We start from the raw sequence: 23,801 nt of genomic DNA, 5'->3' as shown, positions 1-23,801 counted from the left end.
AGTGAACCCGAAGTCTCCCCTGTGTATCATACGGGCCTTTATGCTGGCTATCGGAGCGATGGCATCATGAGCCTGGCCATACTGTTTGCAATCTACCTGGTACTGGGTGCCTTCGCAGGTGCATTGGCCGGTCTGTTCGGCATCGGTGGCGGCCTGGTGATCGTGCCGGTGCTGATCTTCAGCTTTGGGTTGCAGGGGCTCGATCCGGCGATTGCTGCTCACCTGGCGGTCGGGACGTCCCTGGCCACCATCGTCTTTACGTCCATCAGTTCCGTTCGCTCCCATCACCGGCGCAGTGCGGTGGACTGGCCGGTCTTCCGGTCGATGGCGGTGGGGATCGTGATCGGAGCCATGGTCGGCGCCTGGACCGCGTCGCTGTTATCCGGTGCCGCACTGGAACTGATCATCGGCGTCTTTGTCATTCTGGTCGGGCTCAAGATGCTGTTCGACGTCAAACCCAAACCGGGACGTGCCGTGCCGGGCAAGCCGGGCCTGGTGGCTGCCGGCAGCGGGATCGGCTGGGTTTCCGCAATCTTCGGGATCGGCGGCGGAACACTCACGGTGCCGTTCCTGAGCTGGTGCAACGTGCGCATGCAGCGTGCGGTGGGGACGTCGTCCGCCTGCGGGCTACCCATCGCCGTAGCCGGCGCGCTGACCAACATCGCCACCGGCTGGCGGGTGCCGACGTTGCCCGAATACAGCCTGGGCTTTATCTACCTGCCGGCATTGATCGGCATTGTGGCCACCAGTGTCCTGTTTGCCCGGGTGGGTGCGGCACTGGCCCATCGGCTGGATGCCATGTTACTGAAACGGATTTTTGCCATGGTCCTGCTGGTAGTGGGCGTCCGCTTCCTGATCTGACCGGCTTCCATTAACGAGAGAAACTGCATGCTGCGTTATCCACAGATTGACCCGATTGCTGTCTCCATCGGCCCGTTGAAGATTCACTGGTATGGCCTGACCTACCTGGTGGGCTTCGTGGTGGGCTGGTGGCTGGGTCGCCTCCGCACCCGTAAACCCTGGTCGCCCGTCAACGAGGAACAGATGGGGGACCTGCTGTTCTACATTGCGCTGGGTGTGGTGTTGGGCGGACGCTTCGGCTATGTGATCTTCTACAACTTCGATACCTTCCTGGCCGATCCGCTGTGGCTGTTCCGGGTCTGGGAGGGCGGCATGTCCTTCCACGGTGGACTGGTCGGCGTCATGCTGGCGATGTGGTGGTTCGGCCGCAAGATGAACTGCGGTTTCTTCAGGATTGCCGATTTCGTCGCGCCACTGGTGCCTGTGGGATTGGGAGCCGGTAGGATCGGCAACTTTATCAACGGCGAGCTCTGGGGGCGGCCGACGGACGTGCCCTGGGCCATGGTTTTCCCGACGGCGCCGGACGCGCTGCCCCGCCACCCGTCCCAGCTCTACGAATTTGCCATGGAAGGGGTGCTGCTGTTTATCATCCTGTGGGTGTTCTCCAGCAAGCAGCGCCCGCGTATGGCGGTGTCCGGCCTTTTCCTGGTTGGCTACGCCTGCTTCCGCATCCTGGCGGAATTCTTCCGGCAGCCGGATGCCCAGCTCGGGTTCCTGGCCTTCGACTGGGTGACGATGGGGCAGATCCTGTCCCTGCCGATGCTGCTGGCCGGTGTTGTATTGATGATTTGGGCATACAGGAGCAAAACGCGATGAAAGCCTACCTGGACCTGATGCGTGACGTGGTCGAGAACGGCACCGACCGGGGCGACCGGACCGGCGTGGGCACGCGCTCGGTATTTGGCCGCCAGATACGTTTCGACCTGGGTGAGGGCTTTCCGCTGGTCACCACCAAGAAGGTGCACCTGCGCAGCATCATCTACGAGTTGCTCTGGTTCCTGAACGGCTCCACCGACAACAACTGGCTGCGCGAGCGCAAGGTCAGTATCTGGAATGAGTGGGCGCTGGAGAACGGCGACCTGGGGCCGATCTATGGCAAGCAGTGGCGCAGTTGGCGGTGTCCGAACGGCGAGGTGGTGGACCAGATCAGTGACGTGGTGCAGCAGATCCGGGTCAAGCCCACCTCCCGTCGCCTGATCGTGTCGGCATGGAACCCGGCGGAACTGCCGGACGAGTCCGTCAGCCCGCAGGGCAACGTCGAACAGGGCCGCATGGCGCTGGCCCCGTGTCATTGCCTGTTCCAGTTCTACGTGGCCAACGGCAAGCTATCCTGCCAGCTCTACCAGCGCAGCGCCGACCTGTTCCTGGGGGTGCCGTTCAATATCGCGTCCTACAGCCTGCTGACCCATATGATTGCCCAGCAGTGCGATCTGGATGTGGGTGAGTTCGTGCATACCTTTGGTGACTGTCACCTGTACCAGAACCACCTGACGGACGACATCGTGTTCGAACAGCTCAAGCGCGAGCCGCGCCCGCGGCCGAAGCTGAACATCCGGCGCAAGCCGGCCAGCCTGTTCGACTATGAGCTGGAAGACTTTGAATTCGAGGACTATGACCCGCTGCCGGTCATCAAGGCCCCGATTGCCATCTGAGGAGTTGAGACGATGCGCAAGGCGTTGATTGTCGCCATGTCACGGAACCGGGTCATCGGCCGGAATAACGCGTTGCCCTGGCATCTGCCCGGCGACCTGCGTTATTTCAAGCAGGCCACGATGGGCAAACCGATCCTGATGGGGCGCAAGACCTTCGAGTCCATCGGCCGTCCCCTGCCGGGTCGTTTGAACGTCGTGATTACCCGGGACCAGAGCTGGTCGGCGCCCACCGGTGTCGCGGTCGAGCATGCGCTGGCGGAGGCCTATCGCCGCGCGGAGGCCCAGGCGGAGCTGGAAGGCGGGGATGAGATCATGATTATCGGCGGGGGGCAGATCTACGCCGAAGCCCTGCCGGATATCGATCGTATGTACGTGACCCAGGTCCATGCCGAGGTGGACGGGGACGCCTGGTTCCCGGAAGTGGACTGGGACCGGTGGGAGGAACTCGGACGGGAGGACTTCTCCGCGTCCGAGAACAATCCGTACGACTACAGCTTCATCGTCTATCAGCGTCGCTCGGATGACTGACGACGGGGCGGCTTGCCCTTGGGTTTGCCGCCGGAGCCGGGCTTGCCGTTGCGCGGGCCTTTCCTGAAGCCCGGCTTTTGGCCGGGTTTGCCGCCGCGCCGGTCGCCCTTGAAGGGGCGGTTGCTGCGCGCCGGCGGGATCGGCAGATCCGTCGGGGCTTCCAGTGGCATGGCACCCGGTTGAGCGGACTCCAGCCAACAGGCCAGGGCGCCGGCCATCATTGCCGGGTCCATATCGTTGCGCTCGGCGATTCCATCCAGCAGGGCCATTGCCTTGGCCAGGCGACCATCCTCGGCGAAGCCCAGCAACTGTTCCTCGAACTGCTTCTCACGCAGTTTCTGCAGCTCTGCCGGAGGCGGCAACTGATAGTCGCTCATCGGCGAGTTGGTGGCCCGCTCCAGGGTCCGCAGCCAACTGCGCTCACGCGGGGTCACCAGCAGGATGGCCTTGCCTTCGCGGCCGGCACGGCCGGTACGACCCACCCGGTGGATATAGGCTTCGCTGTCGTAGGGCACGTCATAGTTGATGACGTGGGTGATACGGGGCACATCCAGGCCGCGGGCCGCGACGTCGGTCGCCACCACAACGTCCAGTTTGCCCCGGCGCAGGTCTTCCACCGCCTGCTCGCGCTGGCGCTGGTTGATGTCGCCATTCAGCGGTGCGACCGCGTGGCCGCGGGCGGAGAGCTTGTCGGCCAGCAGCGTGGTTTCCGCCTTGGTGCGCACGAAGATGATGGTGGCGTCCACCGGCTCCACTTCCAGGATGCGGGTGAGGGCATCCAGCTTGCGCTCGGCAAACACCGGGAGGACAAACTGGGCGATCCGCGAGACGGTCCGGGTCTGGCTCTCGATCTTCACTTCTTCGGCGTTGGCCAGGTAGGTCTGGGCGACCTTACGAATCGGTCCGGGCATGGTGGCGGAGAACAGGGCCCGCTGGCAGTTCTCCGGGGTTTTGGCCAGGATCGCTTCGATATCGTCGATAAAGCCCATCCGCAGCATCTCGTCCGCTTCATCGAGGACGACAGAGCGCAGTTGGTCCAGCTTGAGGGTGCCGCGGCGCAGGTGATCCAGCAGGCGGCCCGGGGTACCCACGATGACCTGGGTGCCGCGCTGCAGTGCTTTCAGTTGGGGCCGGAAATCCTGGCCGCCGTAAATCGGCAGGACTTGCAGGCCCTTGATGCTGGAGGAATAGGTGGTGAACGCCTCCGCGACCTGGATGGCCAGTTCGCGGGTGGGTGCCAGCACCAGGATCTGGGGCGCCTGCAGCGTCGGATCGATGGCGCTCAGCAGCGGCAGGGCAAATGCCGCTGTCTTGCCGGTGCCGGTCTGGGCCATACCCAGCAGGTTGCGACCGGCCAGCAGGATAGGGATGGACTGCGCCTGGATAGGCGACGGGGTTTCATAACCCACGGACGAGACCGCATCAAGGACCGCCGGGTGGAGGCCAAGTTCGGCAAAGGTTTTTGTTTGCATTCAGGAAACTCAGGATTCGGGGAGGTGAGCGACGCTCCCGGAACTGCGTCCAAAACGAGACAGAGGGAGCCATATGAGGGGCATTATAGCTGTTTACGATCGTTATAGATATGTGTGTGATAGTCGGTCGGGTAGGTAAATGTACGCCCGCAGCCATTGCGCTGGAACCGGGCCCGGGGCAGGATACATTCCTTTCGATCAATCGGCGCCGTGGGGTGACAGACATGCATTTTGATGAACTGCTGGCCGGGGTGGAAAACGACAGCCTGGTGATTCCGGCCAGTTGGGGACAGGGGCGGGCCACCTTTGGCGGCCTGGTGGCTGCGCTGACCTTCCTGAAAATGCAGGCGGCCGTCCAGCCGGGTCGTCCGCTGCGTGCGTTGCAGGTGGCCTTTGTCGGTCCGGTAACGGTCGACGAGCCGGTGTCTTTCGAGGTTGAGCTGCTGCGGGAAGGCCGGGCTGCCAGCCAGGTGCAGGGGCGCCTGGTGCAGGGGGGCGAGGTCCGCCTGTCGGCGCTGGCCAGTTTTGGCGGTGATCGGGAATCCTCCGTGCAGGTCTCGCCCGATCCGGCACCCGAAGCGCCGGCCCCCGAGCAGTGTCCGGAGTTGGGCTACATCGCCGGTATGACGCCGGAATTTACCCGGCATATCGAGATGCGGTGGGCGTTCGGTCACTTCCCGTTCGCGGGCAGGCCGGTCCGGGAAATGGGGGGCTGGATGCGGTTCCGGGAAGCCGGCGAGGCCATGGGCGACGCGCATGTCATCGCACTGGTCGACGCCTGGCCGCCAGCCGTGCTGCAACACCTGAAACAGCCGGCACCGGCCAGTTCCATGAGCTGGTCCCTGGAAATCGTCCACCCCCGCCCGGAGATGAAGGCGGACGAGCCCCTGCTGTACCGTGCCGTGATCGACCAGGCCGGTGGTGGCTACGGGCACACCCACGCCACCATCTGGAATGGTCAGGGTGAACTGGTGGCGCTGAGCCGCCAGACGGTCACGGTCTTCGGATAATGTCGCCTCAGGCGGCACCGGAACGCCGTCAGGCGCAGCCCAGCACGCGCAGGCCAGCCCGGGCCACCGGTGGGATCATGTGACGGTAGAGGTAGCTCCACGATGGCTCGCCATGCAGCATGACGACGGTTTCGCCGTCGCCTGGCCCTTCATCCACGTAATGCATATGCAGATTGGGGGCGACGTCGACGTAATGGGGTGAAAAGGGAAAGTCGGGCAACTGCGCGAAGCGCTGTTCCTCGGTTCGAAGAATACGCATCCTGTCTAAAGCACGGATTTGGCCTGATTGATTCAGACTCTGAGGAAAGGGTAGCGCGGAATGGCGTCAGGGTGCGGGTACCGGGATCACATCCCCGGCAGAGCGGTTCCGGTATTAACCGGCCGCCTGCTGATCCTGATTCTGCTTTTCGAGTTGGCGAAAGGCTTCGTCCATGCAATTGACGGCGCCGCAGTCGTCCGCCGAGCACAGACCGATGGTGTGACAGGCCAGATCCTGGCGGTTGTCACGTTCGTTGGGAAATATACGTGCCTTGGGCAGGATGGAACCGCAATGGCCACACTGGAACGTGGGAATCACACTGCCTTCGGCCAGCTTGGCAATATAATGTTCTTGTTGAGTCATGGTATCTCCTTGTTGGTCGTGTCCTGGAAGTGTTCTCCGTTTCACAGCCCATTTGTCTAACCTAAGGGCCTTTCATGACATTTCCAAGTCAATTTTGACCGCTGGAGATACGTAGAAAACGAGACCCTCGATCAATGCTCTCACGTCGTTGGGCGGAGATCGTTGATTCTGCGGATGATTGTCAGGAACAGGTCCAGGCCTACCGGAATCAGCTCGTCCGGGAAATCGTAATCGGGATTATGCAGTTGAGGGTGCCCGTCGCCGGCCCCGAGACCAAACATGGCGCCCTCGGCGTGCAGCGTGAAGACGCCGAAATCCTCGGACCAGCGAAACCCCTCGGGCATCCGGTGGAAGGGGACGCCGGCCTCCCGGCAGGCCTGTGCCACATGCTCGAAGCCGGCCTCGCCATTGACGCTGGCGAGAAAGTCGTCCTCCCATTCGAAGGTCACTTCAAGGTCGGCCTGGGCGGCGGCGTCCCGCGCCAGCTCGCAGGCGGCCTCCGACAGTGCCGCCATGACGTCGTCGGTCTCACTGCGCAGGGTGGCCATCAAGACGGCCTCGCCCGGTGCGGTACCGAAGCCTTTCTCGCCCAGTCGGGCATGGACCAGGGTCACCCAGGCCGACTCGGTGAACTGCCGGGGCAGCGTCGGCAATACCTGCATGAGGTGGGCCAGGGCTGGCGCCGGGCTGATGCCGTCTTCCGGATGGGCTGCGTGGGATGTCTTGCCGGTGAGTCGGATGATCATTCCGCGGGATGCGCAGTTGAACGGGCCCGGCCGTGTAAAAACTTCGCCCAGCGGAAGCCCGGGTACGTTATGCAGGGCAAACGCGAAGTCCGGTTGGTAGGGTGCGAAACGCGGGTCGTGGAACACGCGCCGGGCGCCCTGGCCATCCTCCTCGGCCGGCTGGAACAGCAGGATTACCCGGCCCTGCCGCGGACGCTGGTGCTGCAACTCCCGGGCAAGACCCAGGACGATGCTCATATGGCCGTCATGGCCGCAGGCGTGGGCGCAGCCGCTGATCCCGGAGCGGTGTTCGTGATTGCCATGCTCGTGAATGGGCAGGGCATCCAGTTCGCAGCGAACCAGCGTCGTCGGCCCTTCATCGGCGCCGTTGAAGACGGCCAGCAGGCCGGTGCCGCCCAGGCCGGTGACGATGGCATCCGGCCCGCACGGTTCCAACAGCGTCCGGATGCGCTCGGCCGTGGCCTGTTCGTGACCGGAGAGCTCGGGATGGCGGTGCAGTTCCCGGCGGATCCGGGTCAGGTCATGAAGGTCGGTCATATCGGTGTCGGCAGTCAGTTTTCCGGTGGTGCGGGGCGCCGGTTGGAGCGTGGATCGTCCCAGTCGAGGGAGCGTGGGTCGTACCACTCCATCTCGTCGAGGACCTTTTCGTGTGTCGCGGACGAAAGCGTCGGCCACAGGGTCTGGAAATCCTCCAGGCCCTCTTCGCGGCGCCGCGCCTGCTTGCTGCGCAGCTTGGCAAGAATGGAGGGCAGGCGCAGGGCTTCGCCCAGTTGGCCGGGGCGGATGACCTCCTGGCCCATGACCTTCTTGCGATGGGTGCGACGGGCCAGGGTTCGCTGCAGGGCTTCGGCCGCTTCGATGGCGGTTTCTATGGAAAAATCGATCGTATCCAAAGTGCTGTTTCCGTCAGACAGGTGTCTGTTCCGGTCGAATTCGTTGCCGGTTGCAACTGAAGATGACATAAAATCGGGCTGCAACAGGCCATAATGTACTATAGCCTCACCGGATGCCGGCTTGCCATGGGCAAGAATGCCTACGGGGCACTCGGGTGCGGCAAAGGGATCTGACCAGGGAGTCTTGACCGATATGTACGATATTCTCGAGCGACGCTCGTTCCTTGCCATGTTGCTGGTGGTGTCGCTGGCGTTCCTGTTCCTGATCAAACCCTTCACCGGGCCGATATTCTGGGCGGTGGCCATTGCGGTCATCTTCAATCCTGTCCAGCTCTGGCTGCTCCGCCGCCTGCCGGGCCGCCACAACCTGGTGGCGTTTCTCTCGCTGATTCTGTGTCTGGTGATTGTGATCCTGCCCAGCCTGGCGTTGATTTCGTCGCTGATTACGGAGGGCGTCGGACTGTATCAGCGGGTCCAGTCCGGAGAACTCAACCCGGGACAGTACATCGATCAGATCAACCAGGCATTTCCGGCCATCCAGTCTTTTCTGGACCGGTTTGATGTGGATCTGAACAAACTGCGTGAGGGCGCCGTGTCCACCTTCGTTGGGGGCAGTAAACTGGTCGCGAAGCAGGCGTTGGGTATTGGCCAGAACACTTTCCAGTTCTTCCTGTCCTTCTCACTGATGGTTTACCTGGCGTTCTTCCTGTTGCGTGATGGGTCGCGGCTGATCGATCTGCTGATCCGCGCTCTGCCTCTGGGCGACGAGCGCGAGCGCCTGCTGTTCGCCAAGTTCGCGGAAGTGACCCGGGCAACGGTCAAGGGCAATCTTCTGGTTGCGGCCGCCCAGGGCGCGCTGGGTGGCTTTATCTTCTGGGTGCTGGGTATCGGCGGCGCGTTGCTTTGGGGGGTGGTGATGGCCATCGCCTCGCTGATCCCTGCGGTGGGGGCGGCGCTGGTCTGGGTGCCGGCGGCGCTGTACCTGGCGGCGATCGGCGATTACGTGCACGCAGCCATCCTCACGGCCTTCGGCGTACTGGTGATTGGACTGGCGGACAACCTGCTGCGGCCGATTCTGGTCGGACGTGATACCAAGCTGCCCGACTACATGGTATTGCTGTCGACGCTGGGCGGCATTGTCATGTTTGGCATAAACGGCTTCGTGATGGGCCCCCTGGTCGCGGCTCTGTTCGTGGCCTTCTGGGGGATTTTTATTCGTGAATTCAATGACCCGGCCCGCGCGGCCCTGGAAGAGGCGGTAGAGGGGGCGGATGGGTGTGGCGAGAGCTGACCCGGGTCGGCAAAATGGGTTAGCATGGCGTCTGGAGCGGCAAAGCAAGCGCTTGGCCCTCCGGATCCGTACTCTCAGGAGAATAAGATGAATAAAACAATCCCGAGCAAGAAATGGCTGGCGACAGGGGCTCTGGCAGCCCTGGTGACGTTTGGGGGCGCGCCGGCCCATGCCGCAGACGATGTTTTTGCCCTGCAGAACGCCCTTTATGGGGCGGGTTACAGGATTGACAGTGCGGATGGCCAGATGGGCCCGTCGACCCAGTCCGCACTGGAGGCCTTCCAGAAAGACCACGCCGGGCTGAAAGTCACCGGCAAGCTGGACCAGGCCACCAAGGAAGCCCTGGGCATGGTGTCGGTACAGGTGGCCAAGGCGGACGTTGCCAAACCCACACCGGCTCCGGCCAAGCAGGCCAAAAAGGCCGATGAGCCGAAACCCGCCGCAACCGACGACGAATCCGGGGACGCCGTCGAAGAAGATGACGATGGTGGCTGGCTCTTCTTCTGATCACACCTTCCGGCCCCCGCTTCGCCGCATCCTGGTCAGTGCCTGCCTGATGGGCGAGAACGTGCGGTACGACGGGGGCAACCTATTTACCGATCACTCGCTGATCCGGCAATGGCGTCGTGAAGGACGCCTGGTATCCGTCTGTCCGGAAATGGCGGGTGGTTTGCCCGTCCCCCGACCCGCTGCCGAAACCCACGGCGGTGACGGCCGCGCTGTGCTGGCGGGTCAGGCGCGGGTCATCGCCCGGGACGGTGACGACGTGACGTCCGCTTTTGTGGCGGGCGCCGATACCGCCCTGGAAACGGCTCGGGATCGGCGTTGTGTCATGGCGATCATGGCGGCGCGAAGCCCCAGTTGCGGGAACCGTGAGATTTACGACGGGCGTTTTTCGGGCCGGCTGGTCGCGGGGCAGGGAACGGCAGCCGCACGATTGGCGGCCGCCGGTATTCCCGTGTTCAACCAGCACGAGCTGGAGGAGGCTGCGGCCTACCTGCACTCACTCGGGTGAGCGGTGCAGGTGGCGGGCAGCGAGGGTCAGTCCAGTTTTTCCAGATCCCGGACACCGCCTTTGTCGGCGCTGGTGGCCAGCAGGGCGTAGGCTTTAAGCGCGGCTGACACCTTGCGGGTGCGCGGCGCCTCCGGTTTCCAGCCTCGCTCGTCGCGGTCGGCGCGGCGCCTGTCCAGTTCCGCCTGATCCACCATCATGTTGATGCTGCGCTCGGGGATGTTGATCACGATCGTATCGCCATTCTCGATCAGGCCGATGGCACCACCCGCGGCCGCTTCCGGCGAGGCGTGGCCAATGGACAGGCCGGAGGTGCCGCCGGAGAAGCGGCCATCGGTGAGCAGCGCGCACTCTTTGCCCAGCCCCTTGGATTTCAGGTAGCTGGTCGGGTAAAGCATTTCCTGCATGCCCGGGCCGCCCTTGGGGCCTTCGTAGCGAATGATGACCACATCGCCCGCTTTGACCTCGTCGTTGAGGATGCCGGCGACGGCGCTGTCCTGGCTTTCGAAGACGCGGGCCCGGCCTTCGAACACGTAGATGCTTTCGTCCACGCCGGCGGTTTTCACCACGCAACCGTCCAGGGCAATGTTGCCGTAGAGGATGGCCAGGCCACCTTCGCTGGAGTAGGCGTTGTCCAGCGAACGGATGCAGCCGTTCTCCCGGTCACCGTCGAGTGACGGCCAGCGGGTACTCTGGCTGAACGCCTGCTGGGTCGGGATGCCGGCCGGGCCCGCCCGGTAGAATTCCACTACCTCCGGTGCGGGCTGGCGCATGATGTCCCAGTCGTTCAGGGCGTCGGCCAGGGTCGGGCTGTGGACGGTCGGGATGTCCGTCTTGATCAGGCCAGCCCGGTCCAGCTCACCGAGGATGCCCATGATGCCGCCGGCGCGATGAACGTCTTCCATGTGGTATTTGGGCGAGTTGGGGGCCACTTTGCACAGCTGTGGCACCTTGCGCGAGAGCTGGTCGATTTCCGCCAGGGTAAACGGCACCTGGCCTTCCTGGGCGGCGGCCAGCAGGTGCAGGATGGTGTTGGTGGATCCGCCCATGGCGATGTCCAGCGTCATCGCGTTGTAGAAGGCATCCAGGGAGGCGATGTTCAGGGGCAGTACGCTGGCGTCTTCCTGCTCGTAGTAACGGCGGGCATTCTCCACAATCTGGCGACCGGCCTTCAGGAACAGCTGTTCCCGGTCGGCGTGGGTGGCCAGCATGGAACCGTTGCCCGGTAACGACAGGCCGATGGCCTCGGTCAGGCAGTTCATGGAATTGGCGGTGAACATGCCGGAGCAGGAGCCGCAGGTCGGACAGGCGCTGCGCTCGTATTCCTCGACCTGCTCGTCGGTGGCGTTGGGGTCGGCAGCGATGACCATGGCGTCCACCAGGTCCAGCTTGTGCTCGGATAGCTTGGTCTTGCCGGCCTCCATCGGGCCGCCGGAGACGAAGATGGTCGGGATGTTCAGGCGCATGGCGGCCATCAGCATGCCCGGCGTGATCTTGTCGCAGTTGGAGATGCACACCAGCGCGTCGGCGCAGTGGGCGTTCACCATGTATTCCACCGAATCGGCGATGATTTCCCGGGACGGCAGGGAGTACAGCATGCCGTCGTGCCCCATAGCGATCCCGTCATCCACCGCAATCGTATTGAATTCCTTGGCAACGCCGCCGGCCGCCTCGATTTCGCGACAGACCAGTTGCCCCAGGTCCTTGAGGTGGACGTGGCCGGGCACGAACTGGGTGAAGGAGTTGGCGACCGCGATGATCGGCTTGCCGAAGTCATCGTTCTTCATCCCGGTGGCACGCCAGAGGGCGCGGGCACCGGCCATGTTGCGACCTGCGGTGGAGGTCCTGGAGCGGTACTGGGGCATGGTCATCTCTCGTTGTTGCAGGAAGGGCCCGTCAATGGGGCCCGTGTCTTGGAAAACGCAGAGAATAACAGATGTTGGCGGGATGCGGTTATGGCACTTGATTCAGGCTTTTCTGGCCGTACCGCTTACAATTGGTCACAATGTTGTGTGAAAAGCGCGCCACCCTTGGAGGTGATGTGCCCTCCAGCTTGAGGAGAGACGATGTCAACTCGGGAACCCATACCCATTCGCCGGCTGCGGGAGTTCCAGCCGCTTGACCGCCTTGCCGATGAACAATTGATCCTGCTGGCCTCACGGGCCGAAACCCGCCGGTTGGGAGCGGGCCAGAAGGTGCTCGAACGGGGTTCCCGGGATGGTCTGGAGTATTTCCTGATCGAGGGGGAAGTCGAGCTCGAGGCCGTGGACGGCCGCACGACGGCGATCGCCGCCGGCAGTCCGACGGGAAAGAATCCCATTGCCCGACTCCAGCCACGGATGTACACGGTGACGGCATCGGTCGCCAGCCAGTTCCTGGTGGTCGGGCAGGATACGCTCAATCAGTTGCTGCGGGCGGCACCGGTCAGCGACGACGGCGTTACCGAGATGGCCGATGATCATGGCGATGATGAGGCGCATGATCTGCTGATGGAGTTCTACGCCGATCTCCGCGCCAACACGCTGACCTTGCCGAGCGTGCCGGATGTGGCCTGGAAGGTGCGTCGTGCCACCGAGCGCGAAGAGTCCACCGCCGAGGAGATTGCCCGGGTCATTACGGTGGATCCGTCGATCTCGGCCAAACTGGTGAGGGCCTGCAACAGTCCCCTGTATCGTGGATTCAACGATGTCCGCACCGTACGTGAAGCCGTCGTCCGCCTGGGGACCCACACCACACGCCAACTGGTGACGGTCTTCTCCATGCGCGAAGTCTTCAAGACCCAGCGCAAGGAACTGCAGGCCGCGATGGAGCAGTTGTGGCGGCATTCGCGGGAAGTGGCCGCGCTGTGCTGGGTGCTGGCCGATGCGGTCACCAACCTGGACCCGGAAGAAGCCCTGCTGGCGGGGCTGCTGCATGATATCGGTGCCATTCCCGTCATCGTCCATGCCGAGCACCACGTCAACGTGTTTGCCGATCCCAAGCTGTTGGAGCAGGTCGTCAGCGAGCTCAAGGCGGACACCGGGGCTGCCGTGCTGGAGCGGTGGGAGTTTCCCGAGAGCTTTGTGACGGCCGCCCGCCATGCCGAGGACTGGAGCTATGAGGCGCCGCAGGAAGAGCCCCAGCTTGTCGATGTGGTGATACTGGCTAAACTCCATGCCATGATCCGGGAGCATCAAGGCGGGGATCTTCCCCGGTTCGAGAGCGTGCCGGCCTACACGAGGCTTGGTGAGCTCAAGCTGAGCGCCTCCCGGAGCCTGGAAATCCTCAACCTGGCGCAGGCGCGCATCGAGGAAGTCCAGAAGCTGTTATCGATTCACTGAGTATTGACGAGCACTCCGAGGCCGGCCGGTTCATGAACATTCCGCTGTTTCCGCTCAATTCCATAATCCTGCCCGGCGGACGCATTCCGTTGCAGCTTTTCGAGCCGCGCTATATCGATATGCTGACCCGTTGTCTGAAAGAGGATAATGGATTCGTGATTGTGCTTTTGCGCGAGGGCGAGGAAACCGATACGCAGGCCCGCTTCTACGATCTCGGGACCCGGGTGAGGATCGTGGATTTCCAGCAACTGGAGAACGGTCTGCTGGGGATTACCGCGGAGGGGGACGCCAAGGTGGCGGTGCTGGACCACTGGCAGGCACCTGATGGGCTGCATATGGGGCAGGTCGAGTTGCTCGAGGAAGAAAGCGATCTGCCGGTGCCGGATGACCAGGCTGAACTGGCGGTCGTTCTCAAGGCGCTGTTACGCCACCCGGTGGTGCGGGACCTGGGCATGACGGTCGATTTCGGGAGTGCCCGGGAGGTCGGTTGGCGCCTGGCCGAGTTGTTGCCGATCGACAAGACCGACAAGCAGCGTTTGCTGGAACTGCAGGACCCGCTGGAAAGGCTCGATCACCTCTACGCCCTTCTCCAGGCCATGGAATAGTCCCGGCCGCCTCAACTGACCGGCGCATAGCGCCACAGGCCCGCCGGTAATGCCAGCCAGACGTAGCAGGCTGCGGTGATGGCCATGGCTGCCAGGGCGCCCAGGCTGAGCGCATCATGCCGCAGGCGATGGCGATCATAGCGGCTGTAGCTTACCCGTATCAGCCCGCAAATGCTCAGTCCCAGCAGCAAACCGCCCACCACGTCGGTAAACCAGTGCACGCCCAGGTACAGCCGGCTGAGGGCGATGACCAGCATGGGCACCCCGAAGGCGCCGTAGATCATCCAGCGCCGGCGGCGCGGCCATTCGTGGGCCACGAAACTGGCAGCAAGGCCGATCATGGCGGCGACGCCACTGGCGTGACCGCTGGGGTAGGCGAAAGAGGCCGGCGGCACACTGACTTCATCCGGCCTGGGTACGGCAAGGCCGGCTTTCAGCAGCGTCGTTACAACGGTCACCATAACGCCCGCTGCGAGCAGGTGCAGGGCCGCAGCGGGCATGTCCCGCAGCAGGAAGAACGTCACGGCAATCAGGCCGAGCAGGGTCAGCAAGGCCGGGTCCCCCAGCAAGGTCAGGGATACGGCGACCGGGTCGAACAGGGGATTGCGCAACGGCGCAAAGAAGGCGGCGGTCGCCTGATCCAGTGGCGACAGCATGTGTGTCTCAAGACACAGCAGCGACCAGAGCGTGAACAGGGCGAGGCTGCCGAGGGTCAGCATGATCGAAGCCAGTGGGAATTCCGGTCCCTGCGGCCGATCGCTGGAAAGCGTTTGCCAGATACGCTCGGCCAGCGGATGGCTGCGGGCCAGGGTCTGTAGTCGCCGGTACAGGTAGCCGTCGCTGCCCAGGCCCATCTGCAGGCGGAAGATGAACAGGTAGATCAGCGCCAGCAATCCCAGGCTCAGTCCCAGCACTGGATAGAAATGGGGTGGGAGCTTCAGGTCCAGGGCCATGGCGCTGCCCACCAGGTAGCCCGGGATCACATACACCGGAGCCCAGCCCAGCGCCGACACCACATTGAAAGCGATAAAGCGCTGGGCCGGCATATGGAAAGCGCCGGCGATCAGCGGCAGGATCGGACGCAACGGGCCGACGAAGCGTCCCAGGACCACACTCTTGCCGCCGTGCTGGTGGAAGAATCGGGCGCCCCGGTCGATCATCGTCGGGTGGCGGGAAAATGGCCACAGTCTGTGCAGGCGGCCCTGGAACTGCCGACCCAGCCAGAAGCTGACACCGTCACCGGCCACGGCCCCGGCGGCGGCCCAGGCCAGGGCTTCGATCAGTGGCATGTGGACCTGGCCGGCCAGCGTGGCCACGGCAAACAGGATGGCAACACCGGGCACCACGACTCCGGCGATGGCCAGGGACTCGACGAAGGCGGTGGCAAAGATGGCTCCGGACAGCCAGGCCGGGTGGTTGCCGAGCCAGGCAACCATCTGATGCAGGGTGTCCATCATGCGGCGTTGGGATGCCCTGGCAGGAACCAGGCCCGGTCCGTTCCCCGTTGCTGGGCCTCTTGCAGGGCCGCGCCGGCGCGATCCCTCAGGTGGTCGCTGGTGGTGTCGCTGGTGGCCCAGGCAGTGCAGCCCAGACTGACGGTTAGGCGACCCGCCACGGGCCATTCGGCTTCACCCAGCGTGCGGCGGACCCGCTCCGCCATGACCCTGACGCCTTCTTCCGGCGTGAACGGCAGCACCAGGAAGAAGTCGCCGGTACCCAGGGCATACAGCGTATCGCCGGCCCGGATGACGCCAAACAGGGTCTGCGTCACTTCCCGCATCAGCAGGGCCACGCGGTCCGGACCGTGCAGGTCCGTCATCTCATCGAGGTGATCCACGTGCAGCTGGATCACGGACAGCGGGTTACCGGTGGCCCGGGCCCGGCTGATTTCCTTCTGCAGGGTTTCGTCGAGAAAGCGCGCGTTGTGGGCGCCGGTCTGGCTGTCCGTGATGGCAAGGTCCTCGGCGGATTGGGCCATGTTGGAATAGTGCCAGCTGTAGAAGACGCCCGCGCCGAACAGCAGCAGAAGACCGCCCAGCGTTACCAGTGCCTGGGTGGCCGTGGTGGTCATGAACAGCCAGATGGCCACGCAGGCAATCAGCGCCAGGGTCAGGGCCAGCGCGGTGCGTAGCGGCAGGATCAGCAGGTTGAGCAGGATCAGGGCCAGCGTCCAGTGGGACACATCGGGCTGGGGGGACGCAAAGACTGCCAGCACCGCAAGCAGGTTCATCATCGAGAGCAGCACCGTATGGCCCGGCGCCATCAACTGCCGGCGGCGTTTCACCAGGGTGTAGGCAATGCCTCCGGCAGCGCCCAGGCCCAGCGCCATGGCCAGATAGAACAGGTCGTAGAAACCGTAGCGCAGGTTCTGGATGGCCAGCGCGATCATGAACAGCAGGGTCAGGCTGTAGGCCAGGGTATGGGTGAGGGTGCGCAGCCGTGTTTCAGTCATGGGAGCTCGCCTCCATGCCGGAGGGACTGCCACCCTCGGCGCCGGACCAGGCACTGAAGGACTGGGTCCGGTTGCCGCCCTGCTGCTGGGCCCGCTGCAGCGCCCTGCCGGCGCTTTGCTGCAGGCTCTCGGCGTCGTCCCCGATATTGAGCCCCGCCACGCCGGCGCTGACCGTCAGGTTCAGGTCATGGGACGTCAGCAGGCTGCCCAGCCCCTGGCGGAGCACCTCGGCACGGCGGGTCGCCTCGGACGTGTTGATGCCCGGGAGGATCGCCAGGAACTGGAGGTCCGCCACCCGGTAATAGCTGTCGAAATCCCTCAGTTGAGAGTGCAGGTAGCGACCGATACGAGGCAGGATGGCGCGAACGTCGTCATCCGGTAGCGGATCCCCCTTGTGGATGTCGAGCCCGATCAGCAGGACCGCCATCTCGATGCCTTCCCGCTCGCTGCGCTGGATCTCCTTGTGCAGGTCGGCCGAGAGGTAGTCGCGGCTGGCGGCCTGGGTCAGTTCATCGGTGCGCCGCAGCGGCGCCAGTTGCCGGCTCTTGTATTCACGCAGGAACACGAACAGGGCCGACAGCAGGATGGCGAGCAGGGCACAGGCCACAAACTGGTGGCGGTCCGGGCCAAGGGCTGGATCCAGGCCGGCCGTGATCACCAGCGCCAGATAGGGCAGCACCAGCAGGGCCGCCCAGCCCAGGGGCCAGAGCGCGAATAGGGCCAGTGGGTAGACATAGCTCCATTGGGAAAGACCGGGTGCATTGACCAGGATGGCCGGCGTGAGGGCGGCCAGGAACAACAGGCTGAATACGCGGGCGGAGGCCAGCAGCAGGGTGCCATGCCGGGCAAACCCGGCGCGGTAGCGGGTCCAGATCATGGCGGCACAGATCAGGCTGGTGATGGCGGCAGCATAGGTTTCCTGCCACAGGGCGAGTGCCGCAAACACCAGCAGGGCAGCGGCGGCGAACCGGGCAAAGCGACTCAACAGAAAGGTCTCTGCCACATTAGGCATTCATTGTCTCCATGACGACATTTCCAGCAGGGTGCGGGCCTGACTGCGGCAGACAGGTAGAAATGTACCGTAAATCCTGGGACCCGGCCTGTCATCATGGGACCGGAAGGTCGCCGGTGACTTAAACCGAGTCATTCGCCCGCGTATAATAACGTCTATGCGTGTATCCTGACATCCGGACAGTAAATCGTCGTGTCGATACGTCAAAGTTAGCAGAGGAACCTCTGCTTAACTCCAAAGCAATTCAGCAGATGGTAGGACCCTTGATGGATATTTCGGCTTACATGGCAGACGTCGGCCAGAAGGCACGCGCAGCGGCAACGGCCGTGGCGCGCTCCAGCACGGCAGAGCGTAATGACGCATTGCTGGCGATGGCGGACGCTCTCGATGCCTCCCGCGACGCCCTCACGCAGGCAAACCGCCAGGATCTCGAGGCCGGGCGTGAGAATGGGCTTGAGCCAGCCATGCTGGATCGTCTGGAGCTGACGCCGGCACGCATCGACGCCATGATCGAGGGACTGCGCCAGGTGGCTTCGCTGCCGGACCCGATTGGTGAGATTACCGGCATGAGTTACCGGCCGTCCGGCATCCAGGTGGGCAAGATGCGGGTGCCGCTGGGGGTTATCGGCATCATCTATGAGTCCCGCCCCAACGTGACGGTGGAAGCCGCCAGCCTGTGCCTGAAATCCGGCAACGCCACCGTGTTGCGGGGCGGATCCGAGTCGCTGCATTCCAACCAGGCGATTGCCGCCTGCATTGCTGAAGGGTTGCGCAAGGTCGGGCTGCCGGAAGAGGCGGTCCAGGTCATCAAGACCCGGGATCGCGAAGCGGTCGGCAAGCTGATCGCCATGCCCGAATACGTGGACGTGATCGTGCCCCGGGGCGGCAAGGGGTTGATCGAGCGCATCAGCCGGGATGCCAGGGTGCCTGTGATCAAGCACCTGGACGGTGTCTGCCACGTCTATGTGGATAGCCATGCCGATCCGGAAAAGGCACTGGCCATCGCCGTCAATGCCAAGACCCAGCGCTACGGCACCTGCAACACCATGGAAACGCTGCTGGTGGACGCGGAGATCGCCGCCGACATCCTGCCGCTGCTGGCCCGCGCCTTCGAGGAAAAGGGCGTGGAACTGCGCGGCTGCGACCGGACCCGCGATATCCTGGCCAACGTGGCCAGCGCCACGGAAGACGACTGGCACGCGGAATACCTGGCCCCGATCCTGGCCGTGCGCGTGGTGGACGGGCTGGACGCGGCGATTGCCCACATCAACCGCTACAGCTCCCAGCACACCGATGCGATCGTCACGGAGAACTACACCCGGGCCCGCCGCTTCCTGACGGAGGTGGATTCCAGCTCGGTCATGGTGAACGCCTCCACACGGTTTGCCGACGGCTTCGAATACGGCCTTGGCGCGGAAATCGGGATCTCCACCGACAAACTGCACGCCCGCGGCCCCGTCGGGCTCGAAGGACTGACGTCTCAGAAATACGTGGTGTTCGGCGACGGGCACATCCGTTCCTGAACGGGTGGGCTCCGGGCAGCGTATGAAAGTCATTCTTGGCGGAACCTTCGATCCCATCCACCATGCCCACCTGCGCACGGCTATCGAACTGAGGGAAGCCCTCGGTATCGACGCCGTGACGCTGGTGCCATGCCATTTGCCACCGCACCGGGATGAGCCGGGGGCGTCGCCGACACAGCGCCTGCAAATGCTCTACAGCGCGATTGGCAGTGAGGCCGCTCTGGACGTGGACGAGCGGGAGCTGGCCCGCAATACGCCGTCCTATACCGTCGATACGCTGGAGGAGCTGCGCCGGGAGCACGGGGCCCGGGAGCCGCTGGCCATGGTCGTGGGCACCGACAGCTTCGCGTCGATCGATCGCTGGGACCGCTGGCAGCGCCTGCTGGAACTGGCTCATATCATCGTGGTCGAGCGGCCGGGGTTCGTCGTACCGGCGGACAGCGCGGCCGGCCGGCTGCTGGCGGACAACGCCGATACCGATGCGGCGTCGTTGAAGCAGGCACCGTCGGGCCGGGTCTGGTCCGTCTCGCTGCCCCTGCTGGATATTTCCGCCACCGGCGTGCGTCGGGCCGTGCGGGAGGGGCGCTCGATCCGCTATCTCGTGCCGGATCCGGTGCGTGACGTCATCGTCGGGTCGGGCCTTTATCGCAACTGAACCGGGCGGCGACTCCGGGCTTGACCGGAACTGGTCGAATCGTGACCTGTCCCGGAATTTTGATGGTACAATGGCCGCCTAACCGTCGCTGTCCCGGGCAGCGTATCAACCGCCGGCGCCTGACCGGATCCGGCACGCCAGGTGGAGACACCATCGAACAGGGTAATTATGCAGGCTGAGCAACTGAGAGATACGGTCGTAAACGCACTTGAGGAGGTGAAGGCGCAGGACATCAGCGTCATAGATGTCAGGGACAGGACCAGCGTCACGGATTACATGGTCATCGCATCGGGGACGTCCAGCCGGCATGTCCGCTCGTTGGCCGAGTCTGTGATCACCGAAGCCAAGTCCAAGGGTGTCCGTTCGGCCAATGTTGAAGGTGGTGAGAACAGCGACTGGCTGCTGGTGGACATGGGGGACGTTGTGGTACACGTCATGATGCCGGCCACCCGCGAATTCTATGACCTGGAACGCCTCTGGCGCGATGCGCCCAACCTGGGTGCGGCTGGTAGCGAGTAGTCATGCGGTTGAAACTGGTCTGCGTCGGCCAGAAGATGCCCGGCTGGGTTGAGGACGGTTATCAGGAATACGCGCGGCGTTTCCCGCCCGATCTGCTGCTGGAGCTGGCGGAAACGCCGCTGGCCCAGCGCGGCAAGAATCCCGACATTCCCCGATTGATCCAGAAAGAGGGCGAGGCCCAGTTGGCTGCCGTCGGCCGCAGTGACCGGGTCATTGCCCTGGAAGTGGGCGGCAGGGCCTGGTCCACGGAGAAACTGGCGTCCCAGTTGGAAGCCTGGCAGATGGACGGTCGCGACGTCAGCTTCCTGGTGGGTGGGCCGGACGGATTGTCGGCGGCCTGCCGGGACCGGGCGGACCAGCTCTGGTCCCTGTCGCCGCTGACGCTGCCCCATCCGCTGGTCCGCATACTGGTGGCCGAGCAGCTCTACCGCGCCTGGTCCATCACCCGAAACCACCCGTATCACCGCGCATAGGACGATTCAATGCCCTGGGGCGAATTCAAGGATACTGCAGCCGAGCGTCGCCTGTTCCAGCGCCGCGTGCTGGTTGCCCTGGTCATCATGCTGGGCATGATCGGTATCCTGGTGGCGCGGCTGTACTACCTGCAGATCCTGAATCACGAGAACTTCACCACGCTGTCCGAGAACAACCGTGTCCAGGTCCAGCCCATCGCACCGCCGCGGGGGCTGATCTACGACCGTAACGACGTGCTGCTGGCGGAAAACCGGCCGGTGTTCAGCGTCACCGTGGTGCCCGAGCGGGTGCCGGATATGGACAGGACGCTGGCCCAGCTGCGCCAGATCCTGGACATCAGCGATGAGGATCTGGAACGTTTCCACAAGCGGCTTGGCGAGTACCGTCGGCCCTACTCGCCCGTGCCCCTGAGTTACGACCTGAACGAGAAGCAGATCGCCCGCATGGCGGTGCATCGCTATGAGTTGCCCGGTGTTGAGGTGGAGGCGGAACTGGTTCGCTACTACCCCTACAGCGAAATCACCTCCCATGCCCTCGGTTACGTGGGTCGCATCAACCAGGAAGAGTTGCGCCGGCTGGATCCCATCGACTACGCCGGCACCAACTATGTGGGCAAGTCCGGCGTCGAGCGGTTCTATGAAGAGGCGCTCCACGGCAGGGTCGGTTACCAGCATGTGGAAACCAACGCCCGGGGGCGGACCCTGCGCGTGCTGGAAAAGGAAAACCCGGTGCCCGGCGACGACCTGCGTCTGCACCTGGATATCCGCCTGCAACAGAAAGCCTACGATCTGCTCAGCGGGCGGCGTGGTGCCATCGTTGCCATCGAACCCAAGACGGGCGGCATCCTGGCGCTGGCCAGCGTGCCCGGCTTCGATGCCAACCTGTTCGTGACCGGAATCAGTGTCGACGCCTACAAAGCGCTCAGTGAATCCCCGGACAAGCCCCTGTTCAACCGGGCCCTGCGTGGTCAGTATCCGCCCGGCTCCACCATCAAGCCAATGATGGCCGTCGCCGGCCTGGACAGCGACAACACCACCCGCGACCGCACGGTCTGGGATCCCGGTTATTACCAGATCGACGGCAAGGGCCGGCGGTACCGGGACTGGAAGTGGGGCGGTCACGGTTGGGTCGATCTTGACAAGGCCATCGCCGAATCCTGCGACACCTACTTCTACGACCTGGGCGAGCGCATGGGCGTCGATACGATGAGCAAGTATCTCGATCGGTTCGGCTTCGGCAAGGTGACGGCACTGGATGTCAGTGGGGCCCAGCCCGGGTTGCTGCCGACCCGGGAATGGAAACGGGGCGTCAAGAACCAGCCCTGGTACCCCGGCGACTCGGTCAACATGAGTATCGGTCAGGGTTACATGCTGGCGACGCCGCTGCAGTTGGCGACGGCGACCGCGGTCCTTGCCAATCACGGCAAGTGGCAGGCGCCGCGAATGCTCAAGGAGGCCATTGGCGCCGAGTCCACCGAGCATGTCCTGCCGGAGGACACGCACCCGGATCTTGTGCTCAAGCGCGATGCGAACTGGGGCTACGTAGCTGACGCCATGCACTCGGTGGTCCAGGGATCTCACGGCACGGCCCGACGCTCCGGCCAGGGGGCGCCCTACGATTTTGCCGGCAAGACCGGCACGGCCCAGGTATTCAGCCTGGCGGAAAACGAGCGGTATGACGCGGACGAGATTCGCGAACGTCTGCGCGACCACGCCCTGTTCATTGCATTCGCACCGCTGGAAGATCCCAAGATTGCCGTCGCGGTGATTGTCGAGAACGGTGGGGGCGGCAGCAGTACGGCGGCACCTTTGGCCCGTCAGTTGATCGATGCCTGGCTGTTGGACATGAACGCCGGTGAACCCGAGAAACCCGTCGTCGCCGACAAGAAGCCGGCAGGGGAGACCAGTGATGGCTGACCGTGATTTTGTCCGGCATATGTCCGGGCCGAGCCTCCATGCCCCGCGGGGCTTCCTGAACCGGATCCATCTGGATCCGATATTGCTGGTCCTGCTGCTGATCCTGCTGGTTGGAGGCCTGTTTGTCCTGTACAGCGGCGGAGATAGCAGTATCGCCATTGTCGAGTCCCAGATTGCCCGTATCGGTGTGGCGCTGGTGGTGATGTTCGTGTTTGCCCAGTTGGATCCCTCGGTCTACCGGCGCTGGGCGCCCTGGTTGTACGGGCTGGGCCTGATCGCCTTGATTGCGGTCCTGCTGGTTGGGATCGGTGCCAAGGGCGCGCAGCGCTGGCTGGCGTTACCGGGCCTGCCGCGATTCCAGCCGTCGGAGTTCATGAAGCTGGCGGTGCCCATCATGACGGCCTGGTACTTTTCCCGTCATTTCCTGCCACCGCGCATGTCGCGGGTGATGATCGCGCTGGTGATTGTGTTCCTGCCCATGATCCTGATCGTCAAGCAGCCGGATCTGGGCACGGCGCTCCTGGTGGGCCTGGCTGGACTGTTCGTCGTGTTTTTTGCCGGTATGAGCTGGAAGCTGCTGGGCGCCTTCTTCGGTATGGCCGGTGTGGCTGCGCCGGTGATGTGGTTCTTCGTGATGCGGGACTACCAGAAGCAGCGGGTGCTGACCCTGCTGGATCCGGAAAGCGACCCGCTCGGTGCCGGCTGGAACATTATCCAGTCGAAGACGGCCATTGGGTCTGGCGGGCTGATGGGGAAGGGTTGGCTGCAGGGTACCCAGTCACACCTGGATTTCCTGCCGGAGAGCCATACGGATTTCATCGTTGCCGTACTGGCTGAGGAGTTCGGCTTTATTGGTGTCACGTTGCTGATTACGCTGTATTTCCTGATCATTGCACGCTGCCTCTACATCGCCGTCAACGCCCAGGACTCCTTCGGCCGCCTGGTGGCCGGGGCCCTCACCATGACGTTTTTCATCTACGTCTTCGTCAATATCGGCATGGTCAGCGGTATCCTGCCGATTGTGGGCGTACCGCTGCCCATGGTGAGTTACGGGGGGACGTCGATTGTGACACTGATGGCAGCGTTCGGGGTGATGATGTCCATCCACACCCATCGGCGGATGATTTCAGCGTAAATGACGTTACCTTTTGGTCATAACCGGGCCGCGCGGTGGCTGCGGTTTTGGGCGTCATGCTAATCTTTGGCCGCCCGGGAGGAGTCGCGTCCGGGCCGGCCAG

Annotated in this window: 25 protein-coding genes; 16 read left to right on the top strand and 9 right to left on the bottom strand. The window is 63.7% G+C overall.

Annotation, left to right across the window (positions count from 1 at the left end; translation table 11 throughout):
• Nucleotides 1-78: 78 nt before the first annotated feature.
• Genes EZI54_RS09825 through EZI54_RS09810 form a run of 4 tightly spaced genes read left to right on the top strand, consistent with a single transcriptional unit; the run spans nt 79 to nt 3,041 of the window.
• Nucleotides 79-861 carry a sulfite exporter TauE/SafE family protein gene (locus EZI54_RS09825; RefSeq protein ID WP_242674410.1) on the top strand — a complete coding sequence of 261 codons (783 nt, stop codon included), beginning with the start codon at nt 79-81 and terminating at the stop codon, nt 859-861.
• A 27-nt stretch (nt 862-888) separates the two neighbouring features.
• A complete protein-coding gene (gene lgt, locus EZI54_RS09820; protein WP_131481466.1) occupies nt 889-1,677 on the top strand; it encodes a prolipoprotein diacylglyceryl transferase in 789 nt (262 codons plus the stop codon).
• On the top strand, nt 1,674-2,513 hold the full coding sequence (locus tag EZI54_RS09815; protein ID WP_131481464.1) for a thymidylate synthase: 840 nt from the start codon (nt 1,674-1,676) through the stop codon (nt 2,511-2,513). The genes lgt and EZI54_RS09815 overlap by 4 nt, the downstream gene beginning before the upstream one ends.
• Before the next feature lie 12 nt (nt 2,514-2,525).
• Nucleotides 2,526-3,041, top strand: a complete 516-nt coding sequence (locus EZI54_RS09810; protein WP_131481462.1) for a dihydrofolate reductase — start codon at nt 2,526-2,528, stop codon at nt 3,039-3,041.
• On the opposite strand, the gene EZI54_RS09805 is transcribed toward EZI54_RS09810, so the two are convergent.
• Entirely contained in the window at nt 3,020-4,513 is a 1,494-nt protein-coding gene (locus tag EZI54_RS09805) for a DEAD/DEAH box helicase (RefSeq protein ID WP_131481460.1), read from the bottom strand. The two genes, EZI54_RS09810 and EZI54_RS09805, sit on opposite strands and share 22 nt — an antisense overlap.
• 224 nt (nt 4,514-4,737) lie before the next feature.
• Here EZI54_RS09805 and EZI54_RS09800 point away from each other — a divergent pair, with 224 nt between their 5' ends.
• Nucleotides 4,738-5,523 carry an acyl-CoA thioesterase gene (locus EZI54_RS09800; protein ID WP_131481458.1) on the top strand — a complete coding sequence of 262 codons (786 nt, stop codon included), beginning with the start codon at nt 4,738-4,740 and terminating at the stop codon, nt 5,521-5,523.
• Nucleotides 5,524-5,551: 28 nt separating this feature from the next.
• On the opposite strand, the gene EZI54_RS09795 is transcribed toward EZI54_RS09800, so the two are convergent.
• From EZI54_RS09795 to EZI54_RS09780, 4 genes are all read right to left on the bottom strand, one after another.
• Nucleotides 5,552-5,782: an alpha/beta hydrolase family protein gene (locus EZI54_RS09795; protein ID WP_242674407.1), complete on the bottom strand. Its 231-nt coding sequence runs from the start codon at nt 5,780-5,782 to the stop codon at nt 5,552-5,554.
• A 114-nt stretch (nt 5,783-5,896) separates the two neighbouring features.
• Nucleotides 5,897-6,145 (bottom strand): hypothetical protein, encoded by a 249-nt coding sequence (locus tag EZI54_RS09790; protein WP_131481456.1) that lies wholly within the window; start codon nt 6,143-6,145, stop codon nt 5,897-5,899.
• Nucleotides 6,146-6,285: 140 nt separating this feature from the next.
• Nucleotides 6,286-7,428, bottom strand: a complete 1,143-nt coding sequence (locus EZI54_RS09785; RefSeq protein ID WP_131481454.1) for an amidohydrolase — start codon at nt 7,426-7,428, stop codon at nt 6,286-6,288.
• 14 nt (nt 7,429-7,442) lie between these two features.
• Entirely contained in the window at nt 7,443-7,784 is a 342-nt protein-coding gene (locus EZI54_RS09780) for a hypothetical protein (RefSeq protein WP_131481453.1), read from the bottom strand.
• Between the two features lie 193 nt (nt 7,785-7,977).
• Between EZI54_RS09780 and EZI54_RS09775 the strand changes: the two genes are divergently transcribed.
• From EZI54_RS09775 to EZI54_RS09765, 3 genes are all read left to right on the top strand, one after another.
• Nucleotides 7,978-9,075, top strand: a complete 1,098-nt coding sequence (locus EZI54_RS09775; RefSeq protein WP_131481451.1) for an AI-2E family transporter — start codon at nt 7,978-7,980, stop codon at nt 9,073-9,075.
• Between the two features lie 87 nt (nt 9,076-9,162).
• Nucleotides 9,163-9,582, top strand: coding sequence for a peptidoglycan-binding domain-containing protein (locus EZI54_RS09770; protein ID WP_131481449.1), 420 nt, complete (start codon nt 9,163-9,165; stop codon nt 9,580-9,582).
• Complete coding sequence (locus EZI54_RS09765) at nt 9,554-10,090, top strand: 2-thiouracil desulfurase family protein (RefSeq protein ID WP_341352850.1); 537 nt, start codon at nt 9,554-9,556, stop codon at nt 10,088-10,090. The genes EZI54_RS09770 and EZI54_RS09765 overlap by 29 nt, the downstream gene beginning before the upstream one ends.
• A gap of 26 nt (nt 10,091-10,116) precedes the next feature.
• On the opposite strand, the gene ilvD is transcribed toward EZI54_RS09765, so the two are convergent.
• Nucleotides 10,117-11,952 carry a dihydroxy-acid dehydratase gene (ilvD, locus tag EZI54_RS09760; RefSeq protein ID WP_131481447.1) on the bottom strand — a complete coding sequence of 612 codons (1,836 nt, stop codon included), beginning with the start codon at nt 11,950-11,952 and terminating at the stop codon, nt 10,117-10,119.
• A 201-nt stretch (nt 11,953-12,153) separates the two neighbouring features.
• Between ilvD and EZI54_RS09755 the strand changes: the two genes are divergently transcribed.
• Both EZI54_RS09755 and EZI54_RS09750 read left to right on the top strand, forming a co-directional pair.
• Nucleotides 12,154-13,407: an HDOD domain-containing protein gene (locus EZI54_RS09755; protein WP_131481445.1), complete on the top strand. Its 1,254-nt coding sequence runs from the start codon at nt 12,154-12,156 to the stop codon at nt 13,405-13,407.
• A gap of 32 nt (nt 13,408-13,439) precedes the next feature.
• Nucleotides 13,440-14,012: an LON peptidase substrate-binding domain-containing protein gene (locus tag EZI54_RS09750; RefSeq protein WP_131481443.1), complete on the top strand. Its 573-nt coding sequence runs from the start codon at nt 13,440-13,442 to the stop codon at nt 14,010-14,012.
• A gap of 11 nt (nt 14,013-14,023) precedes the next feature.
• On the opposite strand, the gene EZI54_RS09745 is transcribed toward EZI54_RS09750, so the two are convergent.
• From EZI54_RS09745 to EZI54_RS09735, 3 genes are read right to left on the bottom strand one after another with little or no spacing between them, the layout of a single operon-like run.
• A complete protein-coding gene (locus EZI54_RS09745; RefSeq protein WP_131481441.1) occupies nt 14,024-15,469 on the bottom strand; it encodes a bifunctional DedA family/phosphatase PAP2 family protein in 1,446 nt (481 codons plus the stop codon).
• Nucleotides 15,466-16,464 (bottom strand): GGDEF domain-containing protein, encoded by a 999-nt coding sequence (locus tag EZI54_RS09740; RefSeq protein WP_131481439.1) that lies wholly within the window; start codon nt 16,462-16,464, stop codon nt 15,466-15,468. The genes EZI54_RS09745 and EZI54_RS09740 overlap by 4 nt, the downstream gene beginning before the upstream one ends.
• Complete coding sequence (locus EZI54_RS09735) at nt 16,457-17,476, bottom strand: GGDEF domain-containing protein (protein ID WP_131481437.1); 1,020 nt, start codon at nt 17,474-17,476, stop codon at nt 16,457-16,459. The genes EZI54_RS09740 and EZI54_RS09735 overlap by 8 nt, the downstream gene beginning before the upstream one ends.
• A 266-nt stretch (nt 17,477-17,742) precedes the next feature.
• Between EZI54_RS09735 and EZI54_RS09730 the strand changes: the two genes are divergently transcribed.
• The 6 genes from EZI54_RS09730 to rodA all read left to right on the top strand — a co-directional run bounded on the left by EZI54_RS09730 (nt 17,743) and on the right by rodA (nt 23,698).
• Complete coding sequence (locus EZI54_RS09730; protein ID WP_131481435.1) at nt 17,743-18,999, top strand: glutamate-5-semialdehyde dehydrogenase; 1,257 nt, start codon at nt 17,743-17,745, stop codon at nt 18,997-18,999.
• A 22-nt stretch (nt 19,000-19,021) separates the two neighbouring features.
• Nucleotides 19,022-19,654 carry a nicotinate-nucleotide adenylyltransferase gene (nadD, locus tag EZI54_RS09725; RefSeq protein ID WP_131481433.1) on the top strand — a complete coding sequence of 211 codons (633 nt, stop codon included), beginning with the start codon at nt 19,022-19,024 and terminating at the stop codon, nt 19,652-19,654.
• A 168-nt stretch (nt 19,655-19,822) separates the two neighbouring features.
• Nucleotides 19,823-20,173 carry a ribosome silencing factor gene (rsfS, locus tag EZI54_RS09720; RefSeq protein ID WP_131481431.1) on the top strand — a complete coding sequence of 117 codons (351 nt, stop codon included), beginning with the start codon at nt 19,823-19,825 and terminating at the stop codon, nt 20,171-20,173.
• A gap of 2 nt (nt 20,174-20,175) precedes the next feature.
• On the top strand, nt 20,176-20,646 hold the full coding sequence (gene rlmH, locus EZI54_RS09715) for a 23S rRNA (pseudouridine(1915)-N(3))-methyltransferase RlmH (protein WP_131481429.1): 471 nt from the start codon (nt 20,176-20,178) through the stop codon (nt 20,644-20,646).
• A 9-nt stretch (nt 20,647-20,655) separates the two neighbouring features.
• A complete protein-coding gene (mrdA, locus tag EZI54_RS09710) occupies nt 20,656-22,563 on the top strand; it encodes a penicillin-binding protein 2 (protein WP_131481427.1) in 1,908 nt (635 codons plus the stop codon).
• The gene (rodA, locus tag EZI54_RS09705; RefSeq protein ID WP_131481425.1) at nt 22,556-23,698 is read left to right on the top strand and encodes a rod shape-determining protein RodA; all 1,143 of its coding nucleotides are present in this window, start codon (nt 22,556-22,558) and stop codon (nt 23,696-23,698) included. The genes mrdA and rodA overlap by 8 nt, the downstream gene beginning before the upstream one ends.
• The last annotated feature ends 103 nt before the right edge of the window (nt 23,699-23,801 follow it).

It is taken from the genome of Marinobacter halodurans (assembly GCF_004327985.1).
In the GTDB taxonomy this organism is placed as follows: Bacteria; Pseudomonadota; Gammaproteobacteria; order Pseudomonadales; family Oleiphilaceae; genus Marinobacter_A; species Marinobacter_A halodurans.
The sequence above is the reverse complement of the archived record's forward strand: the minus strand, read 5'-3'. Positions and strand labels throughout refer to the sequence as shown.

Excerpts from the sequence above, each read along its gene's own strand:
- lgt (WP_131481466.1), top strand. The coding sequence starts at position 889 with ATGCTGCGTTATCCACAGATTGACCCGATTGCTGTCTCCATCGGCCCG.
- EZI54_RS09815 (WP_131481464.1), top strand. The coding sequence starts at position 1,674 with ATGAAAGCCTACCTGGACCTGATGCGTGACGTGGTCGAGAACGGCACC.
- EZI54_RS09810 (WP_131481462.1), top strand. The coding sequence starts at position 2,526 with ATGCGCAAGGCGTTGATTGTCGCCATGTCACGGAACCGGGTCATCGGC.
- EZI54_RS09805 (WP_131481460.1), bottom strand. The coding sequence starts at position 4,513 with ATGCAAACAAAAACCTTTGCCGAACTTGGCCTCCACCCGGCGGTCCTT.
- EZI54_RS09800 (WP_131481458.1), top strand. The coding sequence starts at position 4,738 with ATGCATTTTGATGAACTGCTGGCCGGGGTGGAAAACGACAGCCTGGTG.
- EZI54_RS09795 (WP_242674407.1), bottom strand. The coding sequence starts at position 5,782 with ATGCGTATTCTTCGAACCGAGGAACAGCGCTTCGCGCAGTTGCCCGAC.
- EZI54_RS09790 (WP_131481456.1), bottom strand. The coding sequence starts at position 6,145 with ATGACTCAACAAGAACATTATATTGCCAAGCTGGCCGAAGGCAGTGTG.
- EZI54_RS09785 (WP_131481454.1), bottom strand. The coding sequence starts at position 7,428 with ATGACCGACCTTCATGACCTGACCCGGATCCGCCGGGAACTGCACCGC.
- EZI54_RS09775 (WP_131481451.1), top strand. The coding sequence starts at position 7,978 with ATGTACGATATTCTCGAGCGACGCTCGTTCCTTGCCATGTTGCTGGTG.
- EZI54_RS09770 (WP_131481449.1), top strand. The coding sequence starts at position 9,163 with ATGAATAAAACAATCCCGAGCAAGAAATGGCTGGCGACAGGGGCTCTG.
- EZI54_RS09765 (WP_341352850.1), top strand. The coding sequence starts at position 9,554 with ATGACGATGGTGGCTGGCTCTTCTTCTGATCACACCTTCCGGCCCCCG.
- ilvD (WP_131481447.1), bottom strand. The coding sequence starts at position 11,952 with ATGCCCCAGTACCGCTCCAGGACCTCCACCGCAGGTCGCAACATGGCC.
- EZI54_RS09755 (WP_131481445.1), top strand. The coding sequence starts at position 12,154 with ATGTCAACTCGGGAACCCATACCCATTCGCCGGCTGCGGGAGTTCCAG.
- EZI54_RS09750 (WP_131481443.1), top strand. The coding sequence starts at position 13,440 with ATGAACATTCCGCTGTTTCCGCTCAATTCCATAATCCTGCCCGGCGGA.
- EZI54_RS09745 (WP_131481441.1), bottom strand. The coding sequence starts at position 15,469 with ATGATGGACACCCTGCATCAGATGGTTGCCTGGCTCGGCAACCACCCG.
- EZI54_RS09740 (WP_131481439.1), bottom strand. The coding sequence starts at position 16,464 with ATGACTGAAACACGGCTGCGCACCCTCACCCATACCCTGGCCTACAGC.
- EZI54_RS09735 (WP_131481437.1), bottom strand. The coding sequence starts at position 17,476 with ATGCCTAATGTGGCAGAGACCTTTCTGTTGAGTCGCTTTGCCCGGTTC.
- EZI54_RS09730 (WP_131481435.1), top strand. The coding sequence starts at position 17,743 with ATGGATATTTCGGCTTACATGGCAGACGTCGGCCAGAAGGCACGCGCA.
- nadD (WP_131481433.1), top strand. The coding sequence starts at position 19,022 with ATGAAAGTCATTCTTGGCGGAACCTTCGATCCCATCCACCATGCCCAC.
- rsfS (WP_131481431.1), top strand. The coding sequence starts at position 19,823 with ATGCAGGCTGAGCAACTGAGAGATACGGTCGTAAACGCACTTGAGGAG.
- rlmH (WP_131481429.1), top strand. The coding sequence starts at position 20,176 with ATGCGGTTGAAACTGGTCTGCGTCGGCCAGAAGATGCCCGGCTGGGTT.
- mrdA (WP_131481427.1), top strand. The coding sequence starts at position 20,656 with ATGCCCTGGGGCGAATTCAAGGATACTGCAGCCGAGCGTCGCCTGTTC.
- rodA (WP_131481425.1), top strand. The coding sequence starts at position 22,556 with ATGGCTGACCGTGATTTTGTCCGGCATATGTCCGGGCCGAGCCTCCAT.